The sequence below is a fragment of the Sporomusa intestinalis genome (assembly GCF_055383785.1).
On the sequence record NZ_AP042390.1, the window covers coordinates 711,313 to 733,011 of the forward strand.

Annotated in this window: 17 protein-coding genes and 1 riboswitch; all 17 genes read left to right on the top strand. The window is 50.0% G+C overall.

The window, feature by feature from the left end:
• The first annotated feature begins 104 nt into the window (after positions 1 to 104).
• The 17 genes from ACZ481_RS03390 to ACZ481_RS03470 all read left to right on the top strand — a co-directional run bounded on the left by ACZ481_RS03390 (position 105) and on the right by ACZ481_RS03470 (position 21,686).
• Positions 105 to 1,691 (top strand): L-lactate permease, encoded by a 1,587-nt coding sequence (locus tag ACZ481_RS03390; RefSeq protein WP_464768776.1) that lies wholly within the window; start codon positions 105 to 107, stop codon positions 1,689 to 1,691.
• Between the two features lie 333 nt (positions 1,692 to 2,024).
• Positions 2,025 to 3,356 (top strand): MFS transporter, encoded by a 1,332-nt coding sequence (locus ACZ481_RS03395; RefSeq protein ID WP_464768777.1) that lies wholly within the window; start codon positions 2,025 to 2,027, stop codon positions 3,354 to 3,356.
• 106 nt (positions 3,357 to 3,462) lie between these two features.
• Positions 3,463 to 3,909: a MaoC family dehydratase gene (locus tag ACZ481_RS03400; protein ID WP_464768778.1), complete on the top strand. Its 447-nt coding sequence runs from the start codon at positions 3,463 to 3,465 to the stop codon at positions 3,907 to 3,909.
• A 7-nt stretch (positions 3,910 to 3,916) separates the two neighbouring features.
• The gene (locus ACZ481_RS03405; protein WP_464768779.1) at positions 3,917 to 4,702 is read left to right on the top strand and encodes an enoyl-CoA hydratase/isomerase family protein; all 786 of its coding nucleotides are present in this window, start codon (positions 3,917 to 3,919) and stop codon (positions 4,700 to 4,702) included.
• A 31-nt stretch (positions 4,703 to 4,733) separates the two neighbouring features.
• Positions 4,734 to 6,017, top strand: coding sequence for a CaiB/BaiF CoA transferase family protein (locus ACZ481_RS03410; RefSeq protein WP_464768780.1), 1,284 nt, complete (start codon positions 4,734 to 4,736; stop codon positions 6,015 to 6,017).
• Between the two features lie 50 nt (positions 6,018 to 6,067).
• Positions 6,068 to 7,201: an acyl-CoA dehydrogenase family protein gene (locus tag ACZ481_RS03415; protein ID WP_464768781.1), complete on the top strand. Its 1,134-nt coding sequence runs from the start codon at positions 6,068 to 6,070 to the stop codon at positions 7,199 to 7,201.
• A 24-nt stretch (positions 7,202 to 7,225) separates the two neighbouring features.
• Entirely contained in the window at positions 7,226 to 8,011 is a 786-nt protein-coding gene (locus ACZ481_RS03420) for an electron transfer flavoprotein subunit beta/FixA family protein (protein ID WP_464768782.1), read from the top strand.
• 17 nt (positions 8,012 to 8,028) lie between these two features.
• Positions 8,029 to 9,222: an FAD-binding protein gene (locus tag ACZ481_RS03425; protein WP_464768783.1), complete on the top strand. Its 1,194-nt coding sequence runs from the start codon at positions 8,029 to 8,031 to the stop codon at positions 9,220 to 9,222.
• Between the two features lie 43 nt (positions 9,223 to 9,265).
• On the top strand, positions 9,266 to 10,438 hold the full coding sequence (locus ACZ481_RS03430) for a methyl-accepting chemotaxis protein (protein WP_464768784.1): 1,173 nt from the start codon (positions 9,266 to 9,268) through the stop codon (positions 10,436 to 10,438).
• Between the two features lie 98 nt (positions 10,439 to 10,536).
• Positions 10,537 to 11,673 carry a uroporphyrinogen decarboxylase family protein gene (locus tag ACZ481_RS03435; protein ID WP_464768785.1) on the top strand — a complete coding sequence of 379 codons (1,137 nt, stop codon included), beginning with the start codon at positions 10,537 to 10,539 and terminating at the stop codon, positions 11,671 to 11,673.
• Between the two features lie 20 nt (positions 11,674 to 11,693).
• Complete coding sequence (locus tag ACZ481_RS03440; RefSeq protein WP_464768786.1) at positions 11,694 to 13,169, top strand: S-layer homology domain-containing protein; 1,476 nt, start codon at positions 11,694 to 11,696, stop codon at positions 13,167 to 13,169.
• 391 nt (positions 13,170 to 13,560) lie between these two features.
• Positions 13,561 to 15,138 carry a PAS domain-containing protein gene (locus tag ACZ481_RS03445; protein WP_464768787.1) on the top strand — a complete coding sequence of 526 codons (1,578 nt, stop codon included), beginning with the start codon at positions 13,561 to 13,563 and terminating at the stop codon, positions 15,136 to 15,138.
• A 275-nt stretch (positions 15,139 to 15,413) separates the two neighbouring features.
• Positions 15,414 to 16,469 carry an HD-GYP domain-containing protein gene (locus tag ACZ481_RS03450; protein ID WP_464768788.1) on the top strand — a complete coding sequence of 352 codons (1,056 nt, stop codon included), beginning with the start codon at positions 15,414 to 15,416 and terminating at the stop codon, positions 16,467 to 16,469.
• A gap of 15 nt (positions 16,470 to 16,484) precedes the next feature.
• A riboswitch (cyclic di-GMP riboswitch) is annotated at positions 16,485 to 16,574 on the top strand.
• Between the two features lie 118 nt (positions 16,575 to 16,692).
• A complete protein-coding gene (locus ACZ481_RS03455) occupies positions 16,693 to 18,726 on the top strand; it encodes a methyl-accepting chemotaxis protein (RefSeq protein WP_464768789.1) in 2,034 nt (677 codons plus the stop codon).
• Positions 18,727 to 18,801: 75 nt separating this feature from the next.
• Entirely contained in the window at positions 18,802 to 20,226 is a 1,425-nt protein-coding gene (locus ACZ481_RS03460) for an SGNH/GDSL hydrolase family protein (protein WP_464768790.1), read from the top strand.
• 405 nt (positions 20,227 to 20,631) lie between these two features.
• Positions 20,632 to 20,991 carry a CidA/LrgA family protein gene (locus ACZ481_RS03465; RefSeq protein WP_464768791.1) on the top strand — a complete coding sequence of 120 codons (360 nt, stop codon included), beginning with the start codon at positions 20,632 to 20,634 and terminating at the stop codon, positions 20,989 to 20,991.
• A 2-nt stretch (positions 20,992 to 20,993) separates the two neighbouring features.
• The gene (locus tag ACZ481_RS03470) at positions 20,994 to 21,686 is read left to right on the top strand and encodes an LrgB family protein (RefSeq protein ID WP_464768792.1); all 693 of its coding nucleotides are present in this window, start codon (positions 20,994 to 20,996) and stop codon (positions 21,684 to 21,686) included.
• Positions 21,687 to 21,699: the final 13 nt, after the last annotated feature.

Sequence of the window (21,699 nt, forward strand, 5' to 3'; positions counted from 1 at the left end):
GCGAAATATTTAGATGATTCAAAAAGAAGGGACAGTGAAAAAAATATGAAAAGTGCAAAGCAGAAATCATTACTTACCGCTAGGGCAGGGGAGGTCCGGGGAATTTGCTGTTAGCTATTATGTTGGCGCTGTTGCCTATTATTGTGGTTTTCATTTTAATGACCGTGAAGAAGACGGCGGTGGATCATAGCGGACTTATCGGGTGGGTGCTGGCCTCCCTGATTGCCATTGTTTTTTTTAACACCGCTCCGGAAATGACGCTCCGGGCCAGTCTGGCCGGTGTTGTTGCTTCACTGGGGATATCGCTGATGATTGTTGCGTCTATCTTGCAGATTACCTTCATGGAAGCTACCGGTGCCCTGAAGCGAATCTGCGTATGCATAAAGACCCTTGCGTCTACCGACAAGGCTGTACAAATCCTGTTTATCAGTATGGGAACAGGGACATTGCTGGTTTCAGTGGGCGCTACGCCGGTATCCATTCTTCCTCCCATTATGATTGCTTTGGGCTATTCGCCCTTTGTGGCAGTCGCCTTGCCGGCAATTGGTTATGATTCACTGTGCACCTATGCGCTGTTAGGTATCTCTTTGGTGGTGTTTTCGGATATGACAGGCACCACTATTGTCCGGACAGCGCAGGCCTTCGCCGCATTTATGCCGGTAATTTCCACCGCTATCGGCTTTGGCATGCTGTGGATTGTGGGCAAAAGCAAGCTGATGAAAGCCGGCTTTATCCCCTGTATGTTAGCCGGGGCTACCAACGGCGGAGTGGCGATCGCGATCGCCTACATCCCCTTTTTAAATGGCGCTGTTTTATTGACCGGGGTTATTGCCGGTTTTTGTACAATGCTGATGCTGCTGCTGTACCTGAAAATGCAGGGAAAACCAATTATAGACAGGTCGGTGTTAAGTCAGGCAGACCTGAAAGTTGAGCAGGAAATGTCGCTGACAACGGCGCTCCTGCCCTGGATTATCCTCGTTACGACGCTGCTGGTAATCAATTTCTATAAGCCCTTATATAACCTGGTGTTTAATCAATGGGACATGGCCGTCTCGGTGCTGCCGGGCCAGGTAATTAAGACAAGACTGCTTTGGAACGGCAGCACCTGGGTGCTGATCAGCACCATTGTAGCAGCGATTTTTATGAAGACAGGTGGAGCGGTATGGAAACATACCCTGATTAAATGGGGGCAGCGTGCCCCCAGGCCGTTCATCTCCTCCACAGTGTTTTTTGCCATCAGCTTTGTGATGATGAATTCCGGACCGCATATCTTTGGCGGGGCTATCGAGGACGCCAGGCCAGTCCTTAATATGATCGGGGTATTAGCACAGGGGTCGATTTTTGCCTTTGGCGGTTTTTATCCGTTTATCAGCGCGTTCCTGGGCCTGTTTGGCGGGTTTGTCACCAGCAGTGAAACCTCGACAATCGGAATGCTCGCAAAATATCACCTGTTAACGGCGAAAGCGCTACATATTGATCCCCTGATGGTTAATGCGGCTTCTGCTGTTGGCGCCGGTTTGGCCAGCCTGATCGCCCCGACCAAGCTGCAGAACGCAGCTGCTACCATTGATGCTATGGGCATTGAGAGCCAGGTCATAAAAACCGGCTTGATTATCTCAATTTTGCTGACGGCAATGACGGGGATCATTGCCATGCTATTTTATGCGTTCTTTTATACTCCGGCTATGTAAGATTGCACAACCGTACTGGAATAAATTGATATTTTGCACAGGCACTGGCGGAAAGCCTGTTAACCAGCCTAGCGGCTTTGACGCATATTTTCCAGGCAGATCCAGGCTAAACAAGCGGTATCAGAAGCAACAGGCAGGTGTTATTTAAGCGATTTCGCGATTGGCACATTTCTTGCTTTATTCCTAAGTGGCACAATCGATCTTGATTTTTACTGTAAGGGGGGTGGTTGGCCAAAGACGCGGGTCAATTTAAAAAGAGAGGAGAGATAGTTGTTTAATAGCTGCGTACAGCGTTCCTTTGTCTTTATAACTAATTTAGGAGGCGCATTCAGTATGGACATGAATAAGGATGCCTTGATTCGTAAATTAAAACAAAACCAGATTCCTCTCTATATCATTGTTGTTGTGGCGTACATGCTTATCGCGTTTTCCCGGGGGGCCCCCGCAATTATGGGGCCTGAACTGATCAAGGATTTGCAGCTTACAGCATCCCAGTGGGGGCTGGTCGGGCTGGCATTTTTCTGGGCGTATGCGATCGGGAATGCTCCTTCCGGGGCAGTAGTGGATATTGTCGGGCCCCGGAAAACGTTGCTTGCCTGTCTCCTGTTGCTTGTTATCGGCTGCTACGTTTTTAGTGCCGCCCATTCTCTCACTATGGTCATTGTGGGGCGGATGATTGTTGCTGTCGGTACGGCAGGGCTGATGATTGCCGGCATTAAGTTGATCTCCTCCTGGTTTACTGTTAAACAATTTCCCCTGTATTACGGCGGGTATTTAGGATTTGGCGGCTTGGGAAGCTTTTTTGCCACCGCACCGCTGCAGCTTTTGATGAATGACTTCGGCTGGCGGACATCCTTCGTGATTATTGCCGCCGGTACTTTGGCGATGACGGTTGTGGCTTATTTCTTTGTCAAGGATCGTCCGGCTGATATCGGTTTGCCGACACCGGATGAACTGGCCGGGGAAGAAGTTGCTAAAGAGAAGGAAGCGGACGCACCCACTATGGGCTGGATGGAGGCGACCAAAAAGCTGCTGGCGATGCCACGCTTATGGATTATTGGTTTATTCTTTCTCGGCACTAATTCAACCGGCCAGGTAATCGCCTCCATGTGGGGTGGTATTCTTTTGGCCAATGTCTATGGTTTTGACAAGGGGACCATCTCCGGTATACTGACCGTTTCTGCTTTTGGCCTGGTGGCAGGCAGCTTAGTGGCCGGTGGAATTTGCAAAAGAATCAGCAGTACCGGTGTTATGGTCGCGACGGGGGTGCTGTTCCTTGTTACCTGGCTGTACATGCTGCTCAATCTTCGTAATCTAAGTGTACTGGAATTGCAAGTCATATATTCAATTATCGGTTTTGTCCAGATGTTTGCGGTTGTCGGCGGGATGTCTTGTGTCCGGGAGCTGGTGTCAGGGGAGATGGTTGGTACAGCAATAGGGGGAGTGAACACTTTCTCCTGGATTTTTGGCGCCGGGGTTTTCAACCAGATCTGGGGTTTGATTATTGATTCTGTTGCTAAAGGCCGGACGCCTTATCCGGTCGAGGCCTTCACCACCGCTATGTGGGTTCAAACAGGAATTTTGGTGATTACCCTGGTCTGTGCCGCCACTATGTGGAAACTTATGCGTAAGCCAAAGGTTGATAGGCTTAATGCCAATGCCTGATAATTACTAACCAAATAGAGCAATCTGCCGAATTATGTGAGCCATGGGCAGACCTGTCGCAGACGGCTTTGCGCATGAAAAAATACAAAAGGGAGCGTGAAATGTTATGCCATTGCACACCACCACTGTACTAACCCGGCCATATGATCAAATTGAAATCGGCGAGAGTGCGTCAATTACCAAAACCATTACTGAGGCCGATATTGTTAACTTTGCCGGGATTATTGGCGACTTTAATCCCATACATGTTGATGAAGAATTTGCTAAAGCAACCGTGTTCGGCAAGCGCCTTGCGCACGGCATGCTGACAGCCTCGTTCATCTCTACTCTGATGGGGCGTTGCATGCCGGGAACGAATGGTTTGTATCTTTCACAGGAAATAAAGTTTCTTAAGCCGGTATTAGTCGGCGATACCATCACTGCTTATGCCGAGGTAATCGAAAAAATCGACGCCAAAAGAAGGCTGATTATCAAAACGACAGTTGCCAACCAACGGGGAGAAATGGTAATAGACGGCAAGGCTGTTACGATGGTTAGAAAGGATGCTGAATAGTAAAAAAATGAAACAATATAACTCGATTCTGTTGGGAAAAGAGGCGGCTGTTGCCTTAATCTGTTTTAACAGGCCGGAGCAATTTAATGCGTTAAGTTATCAAATGCTGGATGAGCTGGAAGCAGTTATCCGGGACATAGCCAATGACAAGGGAATCAGGGCTGTTGTATTCACCGGCCAAGGTAAAGCCTTTTGCGCCGGGGTGGATCTCAAGGATGCGGGAGATATTGCGAAACCAATCGACTCTTATTGGTTTCTTGCCAGACTGCAAAGCCTGTTTAACAAGATGGCAAACCTGGAAATCCCTACAATCGGCGCGATTAACGGTGTGGCTCTTGGTGGTGGGTTTGAAATGTCGCTGGCCTTTGATTTTTTGATCGCCGCTGAACATGCTAAATTTGGTGTTCCTGAAATCAATGTGGGAGTTTTGCCAGGGGGCGGCGGCATGAGCAGGTTGCCCAAAAAGCTGGGGCTGTCGCTGGCTAAGCGCCTCGTTTTACTGGGGGAGAATCTAACAGCGGCAGAAGCCCACCATTTTGGCCTGGTCTATAAGGTTGTGAAGAGTGAAGACGTCGTAAATGAAGCTAAAAAAGTAGCGCTGGTTTTAGCCGGTAAGCCGCAAATCAACGTCAAACTGGCCAAAAAGGTGCTTGAAAAATCTGAACGTATGGTAACTTATGATGCGATGGATTATGAAGCCCATGCAGCAGCCCTGCTCTATGACACGGAAGACCGGAAAGAGGGTATGCAGGCTTTTTTGGAAAAACGGCAACCGGTCTTTCAAGGTAAATAAGTTATCTTATAGGAAATGGGAGGAGAAGATTATGAAGAAGTGGGAAGATGTTAAGAAAGTACCGGCACCGGCGATAGCCCCGGCCTTTGGCCCCTTGTCGGGCATGAGGGTACTTACAACCGGCGGCCATCTCGCAATGCCCTATGCAGCTACGATGATGGCTGACTTTGGCGCTGAAGTATTCTATATCGAACGTCCCGGCGGCGGCGACCCTTACCGTTTATTCAGTCCGTTTCTTACTGGTGAAAATGGACAAAAGGTGGGAGCATCCTGGATACAGGACGCCAGAAACAGGCTTAGCATAACATTAGAGACAAATTTAAAAGTAGCAGAAGCACGGGAAGTGTTTTTTGCCCTGATTAAAAACAGCGACGTTTGGATGGAAAATGTAGTTTGGACCGATAAACTCGGCATTAAGGACGAGGATTTACTGCAGGTCAATCCGGCGCTGGTTATCATTCACATCAGCGGTTACGGGAAAGCCCGGTTTGGCGGCAGCCCCGAACTCTGCGACCGGGGTTCCTTTGATGTCATTGGGCAGGCGGCCAGCGGCTGGTTAACCCTTAATGGCGATCCCGACGGTCCGCCCTCAAGAGGCAACCCAGGATTAAACGATTATGTTTCGTCAATGTTTGCCGTCTTCGGTGCGCTTTCCGGCTACATCCATGCTCAGAAAACCGGGCAAGGACAAGTCATTGATGTAGCACAGTTTGAAGCCCAGTCGAAATTCATTGCCGATTATGTCGTGTTGTGGGCCAACGAGGGAATTATGCGGAAAAGATCGGGAAACAAGCAATTCAATGTGCAGCCCTATAACATCTTTAAGGCCAAAGATAAAGAGGTTGTGGTCGGGGTAGTTGGCCCTGCGGTATACGCCCGGTTTATCAAAGCAATGGATTTAGACCCTAACGTCTATAGCTTTGAGGCCTGCAGCTCCAGTCCGGAGGCCGTCGAATCGGAAGCGGGCCGTGAGCTTGATCGTATTCTCCGGCAGTGGATATCCGAGCGCACCGCCCAGGAAGTGGAAGAGCATATGTCCAAATTCAAAGTGCCGGCACAGGTAGTGGTTGATGCTGAGGATATTGTCAACAGCAAACACTGGCTTGATCGCCAGGATATCATTGAGTATGAAGATCAGACGACCAAGAGAACAGTCAAAGCCGTCGGCATTGTTCCCAAGATGGATAAGACCCCAGGCCGGGTATGGCGTGGTGCACCGGCGCTTGGTCAGGATACAGAAGCCGTTCTTACCAGGGTCTGCGGTTATAGTGCGGCAGAGATTGCCGCTCTCCGGGAAAAAGGCATCATCTTATAGATGATAGTTACAGAATAATCTAAATAAACGATTAGAGTGGAGGTTGTGTCTTGGGATTTATTTTAGAAGAAGATCATGAATTAATGCGGAAAATGGTACGGGGGTTTGCGGAAAAAGAATTGGCTCCCCATGCCCAGGAAATGGACATTACGGGTGAATTTCCCCCGGACATCCTGAAAAAGTGCGCCGAATTGAACCTTATGGGACTTTCAGTAGCCGAAAAATACGGCGGCGCAGGTAGTGATTTGCTGACCCGGGTGATTGCCCTGGAGGAGGTAGCCAAAGCAAACGCGGCCGTAGCATTCGTTATCGGGTTACAGGGACCGGCTGAATGCTTGGAATATGCCGGTACTGAGGAACAAAAGCAAAAATATCTGGTTCCCCTGGCTACCGGTGAAAAATTAAGCGGCTTCGGGCTGACCGAGCCGGGGTCGGGCTCAGATGCCGGTGCCATGCTGACTGCCGCCGTGCGGGAGGGAGACTCCTGGGTGCTTAACGGCTCGAAATGCTTTATCAGCAACGGCGGGATTGCCGATATCTATGTTATATTTGCCAAGACCCCTCAGGAAGAGGGGGTGAGAGGTCCCAGTGCATTTATTCTGGAGAAAGGAACTCCTGGCTTTATTTTTGGCAAAAAAGAAGAAAAAATGGGCTTTAGCGCCTCTACTACCCGCGAACTGATCTTCCAGGATTGTCGGATACCTGCTGAAAATCTGTTGGGCAAAGTGGGGAAGGGAATGCATCTGGCCATGTACTCGTTTGATCAGGGGCGCATTTGTTGTGCTGCTATGGCCATTGGTCTCGCCCAGGCCAGTCTGGAGGCTGCCGTAGCCTATGCGAAACAGCGCCAGACTTTTGGTAAACCAATTGCCGAACATCAGCAGATTGCCTTTTATATCGCTGAAATGGCCACCAAGCTGGAAGCAGCCCGTTCCCTGACTTACCGCGCGGCATCCCTGTATGATGCCGGTCAGCCAGTCGGCAAAGAATCGGCTATGGCCAAGTATTATGCCACTGAAGTTGCCGTATGGTGCACTGACAGGTGCATGCGGATTCATGGCGGTTACGGTTATATGAAAGAGTATCCGATTGAGCGGTACCTGCGGGAAGCCCGTCTGCTGGTTATTGCCGATGGAACCACGGAGATTCAGAAGATCGTCGTTAGTAGGATGGTACTGGGATAGAAATAGTTTGACGGAGGCGAATAGATGGAAATCATAGTATGTGTCAAGCAGGTCCCTGACACCACCGAAGTAAAAATTGATCCGGCCACCAACACTCTCATCCGGCAGGGTGTACCAAGTATCGTCAACCCGTTTGACAAGAATGCCGTCGAAGCGGCTTTGCAGCTAAAGGAAAAGCATAGCGGCAAAGTCACCGTGCTGTCAATGGGACCGCCGCAAGCCAAGGATGCCCTGAAAGAATGCCTGGCGATGGGCGCCGATACGGCAATTCTCATTAGTGACCGGGCTTTTGGCGGCGCCGATACGCTGGCAACCAGCTACACCCTGGCAGCGGCCATTCGCCGGCTCGGTATCTATGATGTAATCATCTGTGGCAAGCAAGCTGTTGACGGCGACACTGCCCAGGTGGGGCCGGAAATTGCGGAACATCTGGGTGTAGCCCAGGTTACCTATGCCGCCAAAATCGAGATTGACGGCAACACTGCCCGGGTCGAACGCGAGCAGGAAGATGGCTATGAGGTTATCGAAGTCAAGGTGCCTGTTTTAATCTCTGTGGTCAAGTCGATCAATGAACCGCGGTATCCTTCAATGAAAGGGACGATAAAGGCCAATCGCACCGAAATTCCTGTGTGGACGGCGGCAGACCTTGACGTGAAAGCAGAGCGGCTTGGCCTTACCGGCTCGCCTACACAAGTACAGAAAATATTTACTCCGCCCCGGCGCGTTCAAGGTGTGCTCATCCAACGGGACACGGCGCGGGAAGCTGTGTCCGCGTTGCTCCAAAGTCTGTCTGACGCAAAAATTGTTTAAACCGGGGGGAACGAAAAGTGGCTGTAAAAGTAATAGCTGAGTGCATAGGCTGCGGCGCCTGTGAAGCCGGGTGCCTGTTCGGAGCCATTATTATCCAGGACGGAAAAGCCGATATCACGGAAACCTGCACCCAGTGCGGTGCCTGTATTGACAGCTGTCCAGTGGGAGCCATTGTCCGCGATGCAGAGGCTAAAGTAGTGGCTATGGGCAAAAACGAATATAAACATGTCTGGGTGTATGTTGAAGCCGGGGCAGGAAAACCGCGCAGCGTTGGCCTTGAATTGCTGGGCGAAGGCCGTAATCTGGCTGATGTCATGGGCCAAAGCCTGGCAGGAGTACTCATCGGTGGGCAGGTCGAACATTTAGCTAAAGAGGTGTTTGCCGCAGGTGCAGACCAGGTTTATGTAGTGGAAGCGCCTGAACTGGCCCATTATAACACTGACGGCTACACCGCTGTACTTACTGACCTGATCGGAACGTACAAGCCGTCGGTTATCCTGCTTGGGGCGACTAATGACGGGCGTGACCTCGGGCCGCGGGTCGCCTGCCGCGTAGGTACCGGTCTCACCGCCGACTGCACCGGCCTGGGCATTGATGCGGCAACAGGGCTGGTGGCCTGGACCCGGCCGGCTTTCGGCGGCAATATCATGGCCACCATACTGTGTCCGGAACACCGGCCGCAGATGGGTACGGTCCGGCCGTCGGTGTTCAAACGCCCGGTTCCGGATTACCGAAAAACCGGTGACATCATCCGCGTAGCCAGCAAAGTCCAGGCCGCCAGTATCCGGACTAAAATCATCGACATAGTGCGTGTTTGTACCACCGCCTGTAATCTGGAAGAAGCTGAGATCATCGTAGCCGGGGGACGTGGCCTGGGGAAAATAGAAAACTTCTGCCTGGTAGAAGACCTGGCTAACGTCCTGGGCGCCGCAGTGGGCGCATCGCGGGCGGTAGTGGATGCCGGCTGGAAACCGGCGTTGCATCAGGTTGGCCAGACTGGTAAAACGGTTGGACCGAAGATCTACTTTGCCTGCGGCATCTCTGGTGCTATTCAGCATCTGGCCGGGATGTCCTCTGCGGACATCATCATCGCCATTAACAAGGACCCTGATGCGCCGATCTTTACTATGGCCGACTTCGGCATCGTTGGTGATGTGGTGGAAGTGCTGCCGATACTGACGGAGGAATTTAAGAAAATAAAGGCTGGGTGAAGAACAGTCAGGGTGCAATAGATTAATGAGAGGATAAAAGAATATGGAATTGAATAATTTGCGGATGCATGCCGGAGATTTGGAGTGTTTGCGGGCAGTTTTTCAAATCATCAGCCATTCTTTTGCCGAGGGAGCCTGTTTCCTTACCTCAGACCTTGAGAAAGTAACCTTTAAGTTAGCGGACAGATTTGATATCCCTGGTACAGAGCCGGGAACGCCGAACAGGAAAGGCACCATCACCGACGAGACGATCCAAACCGGGAAAAACGTCATTCGCAACCTGGATGGCGGTGTATATGGCCTGGGTATCAGAATCCGGGTCCTGGGTATACCGGTCTGGGATGACAGTAATACCAAGGTAATCGGCACCTGGGGGTTGGCTGTACCCCAGCAGCATAAGATTGTTCAGGCGTTCGACTTTTTCGCGCCGGTACTGGCTGAGCAATTGTCAGAGGGCGGATTTTTGTGTGTGACCAATAAGGACTCTTGTGTCAAAAGGCAGGGGTCGAAGAAATTTGACATGGAGCAAATCCAGATAGGCACGCCAAACCGCGACGGCAGCGTTTCTGCGCAAGCTATCAAACAAAAGCAACTGGTCATTCAAGAGGTTGATTCGTCGCTCTATGGTTTCCCGGTCCTTTCTGCCGCTACTCCGCTGCTTGATGAGGCAACCGGTGAGGTGATGGGAACCTTCGTTCTGGTATTGCCACGCAAATTGGCAAATGATCTGAAAGAGTTTTCCCGGTCGCTGGAACAGGGGTTAACCGGTGTAGCTGCCTCCATGCAACAGATTGCTGCCGCAACGAATGATGTATGCAGTAATCAGAACCATCTTCATCAGGAAATTGATCTGGTAAAAGGGCAGCTGGAACAAATCAACCAGGTTATGGCGTTTATCAAAACGATTGCCGATGAAACGAAAATGCTGGGTCTGAATGCGGCAATTGAGGCGGCCCGGGTTGGGGATGCGGGCAGAGGGTTTGGCGTTGTGGCAGAAGAAATTCGCAAGCTGTCGGAAGAGTCAAAACAAACGGTTCAGCAAATCAAAGATCTGACTTTGAAAATTGAAAAATCAATGAATGAGACCGCCCATGATTCCCAGGCTACGCTCGCGGTGGTCGAAGAAACCTCGGCGGCCATCCAGGAGGTAAATGCCACTATTGAAGAGATTACCAGTCTGTCAACCCAACTGTCAAATACAGCCTCAAGTCTGTAGGGATAGGGCATTTACTACAGGCAATCCAGAATAAAGCTTGATCAGGTTTGTTGAGGCGATCTGGTAAAACTAGCTAAGAGTATTGGAGGAGAGATAAAATGGCTAAAGACACTATGACTGCGGAAGAACGAATTGTTGCATCGATCAATCTTCAGCCAGTGGACCGGGTATGTTGTGCGCCGCTGATCGAACAATACGCCGGACAATTTGTCGGTATTACTAACCGGGAATTTCTCTGGGACTGGGATAAGTGCATGGCAGCTATCGATAAAGTCAAGGAAGCCTATCCTATTTGGGACAGCAACGCCTATATGCAGCAACTGCGCTACGGTCCGGTGGCAAAGGTGGTCGGCTCCATGCGGTGCAAATACCCGGGCGTGGACCTGCCTGACAATGCCCAGTACCAGATGATTGAAATTGAGGCCTTAACCCGTGACGACTATGCATTATTGGCAGAAAAAGGATTTATGGAATATCGGCTGACTTTCCTGGAGCGGGCCCATAACAAAACCCGGGAAGAGGTTCTGGCCGGATTACAAGAACTGGCAAGACTGCGCCAGGCTGAACTGGAAGCCACCCATCGCCGTGGTCAAAGCGCAACCTGGGCCTCGTGGGCGGGTCTTACCCCCTTTGATGCTTTTTCAATGATGCGATCGATCGAAAAATTTTTTAAAGATATGTACCAAATAGGCAGTCAACTGGAGAAATTAATGTGGATCTGCAATGATGCAGCCGTTGACGCAGCGGTAAAGGGGGTGGAGGCAACCGGAATTAACCGGGTATTCTACGGCGGCGTCAGATGCAGCGGGCAGTTTATCGCCAAGAAAAATTTTGAAAGGTTTGCCTGGCCCTATCTGAAAGATATTATCAACCGGCTGGCCGAGAAAAATATTGTCCCCATACTGCATTTTGACTCCGACTGGACCGAGAATCTGGAATATTTTCTGGAATTGCCACAAGGGAAATTTGTGCTGGAGCTTGATAGTACGACCAACATATTTAAAGCGTATGAAATCCTGAGAGGTCACTGCTCGATTAAAGGGGACGTAGCCCCGGCACTGTTTACAGTAGCCTCGCCCAGTGAGATGGATGAGTATTGTAAGAAGTTGCTTACTACATTCCGCAATGGCGAAGGGCTGATTTATTCCTCTGGTTGCACGCTGCCAATGAACGCCAAACATGAGAATGTGAAAGTGTTCTTTGATGCGGTGGAAAAATATGGTCGCTATAATTAACGCTGGAAAGAGGTAATGATATGAAACAGACAAAAAAGTGGCTGCCAGTTGTTCCTTTAGCTTTAATGTCTGTCGTAATGACAGGCACACCGGTGTTGCCCGCTACCGTTTATGCGGCTGCGAGCCAATCTTTCAGTGATGTTGACGCCAGTCACTGGGCCTATGATGCTGTGGCCAAACTAGCTAAAGCCGGACTGGTCGACGGCTATACCGACAACTCTTTCCAGGGTGCCAGGACGTTAAGCCGATATGAGCTTGCCATTATTGTCGCCAAAGCAATGGATAAGTTTGATAAAGCCGATGACGCCAACAAGGAACTGATTGACAAACTGTCGATTGAATTTGCTGCCGAACTTAACCGGTTGGGTGCACGGATGGCCAAAGTGGAAAGTAAGACCAACACCTGGGTCAGTGGCGAAACAAGGCTCCGCTATTTGGGAAATGACCCCAAAGCAGGCGGAACCAAGCTGCATGGCTCAGACAGCTTTGATTTCCGGCAACGCGTCAAATTACAGGGAATTATTAATAATGAGGTTTCCTGGATGGCCCGGTTATCGGCCACCGGCAAAGCCGGCAATTACAATAATGGCAATGATGGCAGCAATGCTTCTTTTGACATCTTAGCTGTTAATGCTAATAACGTTCTCGGCCTGGATAAAGTCCGGATCGGGCGTTTTCCGTATGATAGTTTTAGTCATGGCCTGTTTAGTAAGGCCATCGGTGTGGACGGTGTTCGTGTCGATAAGAACTTGGGCGATATTTTATTTACCGGTTCAGTGAATAATGTCAGGGGGAATACCAATCAAGGCACTGGTACAGGGGACAGCGGCGATGCAAACACTGTCACCACCGCTCAGTTCTCGGGAAAAGCAGGCGATTCAGTGAGTTGGAAGGCCGGTTATTACTGGTCTGATGACCCCGGTACCGGTAATCTCAGCGGTACCGGCAACACCAACACCGGCATTTTTGGAACTGCCACTACTGCCGCGACGATATTTACGCAAGCCACCGGCTGGAATCTCGGCTTTGACGCTAAATTGGGCAAGGTCATGTTAATCGGCGATTATCTGTCTACAAGCCTTAAGCATGCGGCCGCCGGTCTTCCTGACAATCCGAAAGGCTGGGCAGTGGAGCTTACCAACGCTACTAAAATGCCGCCCGTTTTTTACGGGGGCAAGCTCCTGGTAGATGCTAAAAAAACAGGGGACTTTGGCTGGTCGGTGTCCTATCGCAGCATTGATGCCGGTGCCATTCCAGCCGGTGCCGGCGGCTTTGATGCTCAGGCAGTCAGTTATGGCGGGGATCCCTACTCAACCGTTGCCAAAGGCAGTGATAATATTAAAGGCCTGTTCGTAGCGCTGCAAAGCACAATAAGTAAGAATATCATCTGGACCATTGAGGGGCAGGACCTCAATATTAAGAATAGAAAGCTGACAAACCTGGCTTCCGGTAATCTGGGCAAAACCTACATGACGAAATTTGAATTTTTTTATTAATTTCAACGTATAAACCGGAACGGTTGCAAGGACGACCACTCAATATCTATAAATCAAAATGACTCTCCGATCAATCGGGGAGTCATTTGACTGTGAAATTGTTATTATTTTTACTTCATTCATAGCTTGAATTTTACCGGGCCATAACCCTGTAAGCGGCAGTTTGGCTTACAATAAAGTGTTTCCCGTGGTCGGCAGGGCTTTGTCTTGTTTTACAGAATAATAAATGATGGATTGATTGCCGATGAAGTTCGTTCTATTATTACAATTATCCAAGAGGCAAGGAGGGGACTTTACTATGCAGCAGCTTTGGCATAGCTGGCCGGCAGCAGTGACTTAGTTACTGTAAATGGTATTACATTGTCAAATTTGTTTTTGGGAGAACAAGAGGATGCCTGATAATCGTGCAGAATACAATGGAGACGACATGCCTGTTTTGGTGACACGCTGGGATTGTAATGGTTATATTTTGAATATTCTGTATAATGATTTGTATCTGGGCAGGCCACCAAATCAGTTCCTTGGCAAAAACCTCCGGGAATTGGGGTTAGAGAAAAGAATATATGAAAAATGTGACCATTATTTTAAGCGGGCTGTGGCAACGGCGGCTAAAGCGGTTTTTCAACTACGCAGCAGTACACGGTCTTATCATATTTCCTATCTGCCGGAAAACAACTCCCAGGGAGATGTGGCGACAATACTGGGAATTGTCCGCGACATGACGCAGGAGCGGCGGGCAAGAGATGAGCTGACCCGGGCCTGCCGGAAGTTTAGCTTGGCTCAGAATATTGCCAAACTGGGGTACTTTGAATGGGATTTTGTTACGAATGAGCTAAACTGGTCTGATCAGCAGTATAAAAATTTCGGCTTTCTGCCTCAGTCCTTTATCCCTACGATGGAGTTTTACCTGAGCCGGATTTATCCGGAGGATTTAGAAATCGTAAATATGACGAATGAGGTGGCCCGGAAGGGCTTTGTGGAATCAGAGTTCAGAATCGTTAGACCCGACCGGACGGTTGGCTGGCTGTGGGCCCGGGTCAAATCACTTGCCAATGAGCAAGGCGTCTTTACCAGCCTGTTCGGGACGACCCAGGACATTACCGAACAGAAGCAGACGGAAAACCGGATTTTACGGGTAGAGAAGGATTTGGTGTTTTCCAACCAATTGAACAGTCGCAGTGCCTATTTAAATAAGCTGCTGGTTAATGCCTACTCACCGGAATATATAACCAAGGCCCTTAACGAATTTGGCATTGAAACAAAAGCCGAACATTGCTGCTTTGTGATTCAGCTGACGCATAAGCCGGCAGGTCCTGCCGCTGATGCCAATGCTAAAACGGCAGGCAAGCAGGCCGTATTAGTCTGGCTGGCGGAAAAGGAGATGGGCTGCACCTGGAAATTTAATGATGATATCATTCTGCTGGTAACGCTGGCAGAGGCAGGCATAACCTGTAAGCAAAGGCAAATTGAGTTTGCCAGTCAGCTGATTTGCGAAATGAAGGTGCTTTTCCCTCATATCAGTGCCAAAGTCGGCATTTCCGGGGCGTCAGGGAATCCAATCCGGTTCCGGGACAGCTATGAGAAGGCGAACCGGGCCGTTGTTGTTGCCGCTTCCAATTGCGCGCAAGTGGTGCATTGTGATGATATTGGGATTTATGAAGTCGCTTTTCAGCTGCTCCATGATGAAAATACCTGCACCCTTGTGCAAAATACGATCGGACGCCTGGCCGAATATGACCAGGCGCGGGGCAGCAACCTGTTATACACGCTGGAATTGATACTGGAGGAGATAAATCTAAAGGCCGTATCGCAGAAGCTTTTCATCCATCATAATACGGTCATTTGGCGAAAAAGGCGGATTGAGGATTTTTTGGGGATGTCGCTGGATAAAATGGAGACCAAGGTATTGCTGGTTTTGTATTTGAAGATATGGAAATTACAGCGAGCGGAGACAGGTGAGCATAATTGAATTTGCCGGCACCAGGGTCATTGTTATGCGGCAACAATAGACACCGGTTTTTTTTGTACTCTACTCCAATAGTATTAACAAGGAAAGTATTGTAGAATTATGTATGAATTTGAAATAATATGCAGGATTTTAATTGCCCCCAAGAATACCATTCCACCACATAGCGGTCATAGCAGAAGAGAATCTACAATAGGCGGGTTGAAACTCACTCGGAATAATTAAGTACCTGGCTGTTGTGACTAGTTAGGTACTATTTTATTTGAACGGAGGATAAGATGTTCCCGAACCAACACTTATTACGGGTAGAAGAACTTAAGCCAGGTATGATCATAGCCCAGCCGGTTCTGGCTGATACAGGACAAGTTCTGCTGGAGCAAGGGGTATTTTTGACAGAGGACTTTATTGATAATCTCGGCAACTGGAAAATATCGTACGTCAGTATTGTGTTGCCTGATAACAGCTTATCCTCCAATTACCGGTTTTTTAGTATGTATGGGGATACGCTGAAATCAGTAGAGGAAACCTTTAAAAAAGTCCGGGCTTTTAAAGAGGTGCCGATGGCAGAGTGCGAGGAATTAGTCGAAAACTATATCGAACTGATTGTCAACATTGTCGGGGTCATAGATGATTTGCATAATGTTAAAGCCCACAATGAATATACTTTCCGGCACTCGCTTAATGTGGCAATCATCGCCGGTATTATTGGCAAATGGATGGGATTTACCGGGAAAAATCTGAAAGACATCATATTGGCAGGGCTGCTGCACGATATCGGCAAGGTGCTAATCCCTGAAGGCATACTGGACAAGCCGGGAAAGCTTACCCCGGAAGAGATGGCAGTTGTCCGGGCCCATCCTACCCACGGGTATCATTTATTGGATGACTGTCTGGAAATAAGGGAAGAGGTAAAACTGGGGATATTGCAGCATCATGAGCGGGAAGACGGCAGTGGTTATCCTTTGGGCTTATCCCGGGAGAAAATACATATCTACGCCAAGATTGTTGCCATTGCCGATATCTATGACGCAATGAGCACCGAGCGGGTGTACAGGAAGAAGGTGCCGCCTTTTACCGTGGTTGAGGTTATTCTGGATCAGATGTATGACAAGCTTAATCCTCAGATCTGCCTGATTTTTCTGGCTCATATCCGGGGTTTTCTCATCGGCAGTTCGGTGCTGCTGAATGATGGCAGCAAAGCCAAGGTAGTACTGTTAAACGGACTGTTAAAATTAAGACCGGTGGTTCAACTGGAAAGCGGGGATTTAATTGATCTTGACAGGGAAAAAAATCTTGAGGTTGTTACGATGCTGGATGAGGTAAACGCCGTATAGGCACAGCAGCTCCCAATAAAATATTGGCAAACTTACTGAAAGGTAAGGACGCAAAGCCATGGGTCTAACGAAAGTCACACATTCTATGACTGCCAGGTTGCTATTGTTCTAACGGAGTATTCGTCAGCCTTGGCAACAGGCATATGACGATTTTTTTATTTTTAGCATGTTGATCATATGTGCTGATGACAATATTACAATTCATAAGAGGGGAGCTTAAAAAATGAAAATTAAAAAGATCCAATCACGCTTGTTGCTGGTATTGCTGCCATTGGTGTTAGCCGCTTTAAGTGTATTAGCCGGAGTCAGTTATTCTCTCTCCACCAAGTCGCTGTCGACAAGTATTGATGAAACAGCTATGGCGGTGGGAACTGACTATGCCCGGCGGGTGCAGGCCGACATCAGCCTCCTGATTTCCCAGCTGGAGGGTCTGGCCAGTGTTCAGCAGGTGAGTGCCGGGGCTGATAAAATTCAGATTGCCCAGGCCCTGGCGGAATTTCAAGCCCGGATTAAAAATTTTGATGTCGTTATCTTTATTTTACCGGACGGCGCAGGTATTTCCGGTACCGGCGCTGCGGCTGACTATGGAGAACGTGAATATTTCAAAAAGGTACTGGCAACAAAGGCCACTGTTGTCTCTGATCCTCTGATATCCAAGGCCACTGGGAAGCTGGCGGTCGTTCTGGCGGTCCCGGTTACCCATGAGGGCCGGCTGACCGGGGTGCTTGTCGGCACATTTTCCATGGAAAGGCTGACAGACATGATTAAAGACCTGCATTTCCTGGACACCGGTTACGGCCAGCTTAGTGACGATTCGGGCCTTATTATCGCCCATCCCAAGCGGCCGGACCTTGCCGGTAAACTGAATATCTCCGAAAAGAAGATAAATCCGGAACTTAAGCTGCAGGATTCCGAACTGGATGACCGCCTGGTCAGCTTGTTTAAGGAGGCGGCACAGACGGGGAAGCAGGCCCGGGGGGTATATCGCTTTAATGATAATGTGGAGAGAGTCAGTGTATCCACACCGGTCGAGCTGCCGGGCGGGCAACGGTGGGTCATGATGGTGGCGGCCCCGCAGGCCGAGGCGACCAGGCCAACAGATACCCTGGCAAGGGCGATGCTGTTTATTGCCATTTTGTGTTTAGCTGTTGCCACTGCCGGCATTATTATGATCGCCAGATATATTGCCAAACCGATTTCTCTGATTCGCGATGAATGCCTGTTGCTGGCCCAGGGTGACTTGCGGGAGCGGGAGGCTAATATATCCTCCGCAGATGAAATTGGTCAACTGGCCAAAGGCTTCAGGGAAATGCGGGAAAATTTGCGTACCCTTGTCGCTAGGGTACACGCTCAGGCCGAACAGCTGGCAGCTTCCAGTGAGGAGCTGACCGCCAGTGCCGACCAATCGGCACAAGCGGCCAATCAGGTCGCGATCTCCATTACTGCTGTGGCGGCCGGAGCCGGCGACCAGCTGGCGGCGGCAAATCAAACGGCAGCGGTGGTTGAAGCCATGTCAGCCAGTATTCAGCAGGTTGCGGCAACCGCCAGTGAGGTAGCCGGGCAATCCTCTCAGGCAGCCGGTAAAGCCAACGAAGGCAGTGCTGCCGTCAATAAAGCGGTATATCAAATGACGCAAATCGAAGAAACTGTTAATAATTCGGCCAAGGTAGTAAGTGAGCTGGGGGAGCGGTCGCGCGAGATCGGCCAGATCGTAGCCACGATCTCCGGTATTGCGGGCCAGACGAATCTATTGGCTCTTAATGCGGCGATTGAGGCTGCCCGGGCTGGTGAGCAGGGACGCGGCTTTGCCGTTGTAGCCGAAGAGGTACGTAAGCTGGCCGAACAGTCCCAAGCAGCTACGGAGCAAATCGCCGCCTTGATTGGCGGCATTCAGGGGGATACGGACAAAGCGGTACAGGCGATGGATGCGGGCACCCGCGAAGTTAATCTGGGAGCCGAGGTGGTCAATGCTGCCGGCCAGGCTTTTCAGGAAATTGTCCTGCTGGTAACCCAGGTATCGGAGCGGGTGACGGAGATATCGGCTGCGATTGAGCAGATGAAACTTGGCAGTCAGCAGATTGTCGGTTCGGTAAACCGGATTGACAACCTGAGCAAAACCGCAGCCGGGGAAGCTCAGGTCGTCTCGGCGGCCACGGAGGAGCAGTCGGCAACGATGGAGGAAATCGCTGCTTCCAGCCAAAGCCTTGCTCACCTGGCAACAGACCTGCAGGAAGCTGTGAGAAAGTTCCTGGTGTAACAAAAGCCTGAGCCGCCGGCCGCAGCCTGCAAAATTTGACAGGGTACAACCGGTCTGCTAAAATGTACCTGAATTATGATAATGCTTATCGTGATTCAGGTGCTGTACAAAAGCATACCGAAATACAATGCAAGGCAGGTAATGCCAATGATGCGTTCCAAACGTAACCGGCTGTTGCGTCATACTATATGGCGTGGGCACAAAGGTGCTTTGCTGCTGAAAACTGTTGGGATCATAATTTGTCTGGTGCTATTGACCCCCTACCTGCAGTCGGCGATTTCCGAGCCCAGCACTTCCGAGGCCCATCCCGGCGAGCTTACAGGTAAAAAAATCCGTCTGGTGTGGGAGCCGATCCCGGATGCGGTTGCTTACCAAATTGTGTTTAGCAAGGAACAGGGCGAGATGAATGGAGAGAACAACCTCATTGCGGGTATCCTGGGTAAGGAAATATATACCCCCGGTGTTGAGCTGGATATAGCTCTTTTGCCTAAAGAAGAAACAATTTGGTGGCAGGTCCGGGCTTTGAATCTGGACAGAGAGCCCATTTCCGGCTTTACTGCCGCGCAGGAGTTGACGGCCGGAGAGATTGACCCGTCCGCCCCCTATATTACCGCGCATTTGGCGGCTCTGCCCAGAGTGCCTTTATATCCCGTGTATGCCTGGATTCCGGTATTGGCGGCAGAGGCCTATGAGGTACAGGTTTTTTCCGGGCCAGTCCAGTCCGGTACGCTCAAAAAGAGTTATGTGGTAAAAGGGGCGTCGGCTTTTGACTATTATGATACTGACGCATTTACCGCTGCGGGAGACTACTGGTGGCGGGTCAGAGCTCTGGACGCGAAAGGACAGCAGCTGGGGGTCTGGTCAGAGGCCCGGACCTTTACCGTACAATGGGAGGGCAATCGTGTGGCCGCACTGGGCGACAGTGTTACCCATGGCGGCGGGGCGGTCTCTAATCCGCCCAGTGATCCGGTGTATGACTGGACAAGCTATGTAGGCCTGCCGGTAAAAAATTTAGGCCGCAGCGGGGATACAACCAGTACTATTTTGGCCCGCTTTGATGAGGATGTATTGCCCTTCCGGCCGGATATACTCGTTATTATGGGCGGGATTAATGATATTCGCGCCGGCACACCGGCGGCGGAAGTGATCGGCAACTTACGCCAAATGGGGGAAAAATGCCGGGAGAATAACATCACGCCCGTGTTTCTGACACTCACGCCGGTGAATCCGGTCCTGATAAAACGGGCTTTTAACGAGGATACCAGTGACAACTGGCAGGAAGAGTGGCATAAAGTAAACGACTGGGTCAGGGAGCAAGCCTACTATGTGGATATTGCGCCTATATTCACAACCGCGACAGGGGATATGCCTGCCCACTACGCAACTGACGGCTTACATCCGGACAGCAGGGGGAAGGCGCTTATCGGCCAAGCTGTCGGCCAATGGCTGGGAGCGACATTCAGCGAAGAGCTTAACAAATCAGAAAAACAGCCCCTTTAAAGGGGCTGTTTCGCATTTATTAAGCTTCTCTCTACGGCAGGCGAGGTGCATAATGGGGCAGCCGCTGTCAGGCCATAAGCACAATATCTATTTTAGTTATACTGAATATCTAAACTATATATTTTACTTATATTTTGCCTGTTGGTAAAATAATACTCAACTACTTTCTTTGTCATTAGAAAAACTTGGCTTAGGCCAAGTCTTCAAGACGCCGGCAGCAGCCGCCTGTGCCCTTTCGGGTAGAGATTTTTCTTATCCCTTAGATCATAGCTTTGAATTTTTATACATTCTGATGGGGTAAAGAAAGCACGGCTTGCGCCGGGCCTGAGCGAAAGCGGCGGCCGATGCTGCCCCTTGCCGGGCGGAAAGCTATATTGCTTACAGGGCAAGAAAGGCGGGAATAACATGGCAGTGAAATTAAAAGCGATAGCGTGGCAATTATGCGTGCTGTCGCTGATTTCCTTTACGGGGGATAGCATCGTTCAGTGGTTTCACCTGCCGCTGCCGGGCAGTGTTCTGGGAATAGCCATTTTGTTTGCCTTATTAAGCCTGGGGATTGTCAAAGTATCGCAATTGCAAATGGTCACCGGTTTTTTACTTAAGCATATGGCATTTTTTTTCATACCCATTACGGTAGGCTTAATGAACTACTGGGATTTCTTTTATGTAAATGGTATTGGGCTGTTTGGATCAATGGCAGTCAGTCTGCTGCTGGCCTTCCTGGTTTTTAGGATAACCGGGTCCAAGGATAAAAGGGGAGATTAAGGATGGATTATCTAACTACTTTGTTACTGATTATACTGACTTTAACGGCCTATCTGTTCAGCCGGTTCCTGTTTATGCGCTACCATAATCCTTTGCTGAATGTGGTTATTGTAAGCTCGGCCTGTATTGTGGCCGTTTTGCTCACCCTGCATTTGCCTTATGCCGCTTATCGGCCGGGGAAGGAGCTTATGACTCTGCTGCTGGGGCCGGCCACTGTTGCTTTGGCAGTTCCTTTATACAACAACCGGGCTGTTGTGAAGAAAAATCTGGTGACAGTGTTTGTGGGAGTTTGTCTTGCTTCCCTGTTGACTTCGCTGACGGCAATGGGTATTACCCGGATGCTGGGGATGCCTAAAGATATCGTTGTGGCGATTGGTTCCAAATCAGTCACTGCGCCCATTGCTGCCCAGGTGGCAGCGGTTAATGGCGGTGATCCGGATATGGCGATCGCTTTTGTGGTAGTGACAGGCGCGTTAGGCGCAATTGCCGGGCCAACGCTGTTGACCTTATTGAAAATTACCAACCCCCTGATACGGGGCCTGGCCATGGGCACGACTGCCCATGGCCAGGGGACGGCAACGGCGCTAATGGAGGGGGAACAGCAGGGGATGATGGCCGGGATCGGTATGACCTTGTCGGCAATTATCACTTCCGCTTTGTTTCCTGTATTAATTTCCATATTGTGGAACGGATGACAAAAAACATCAA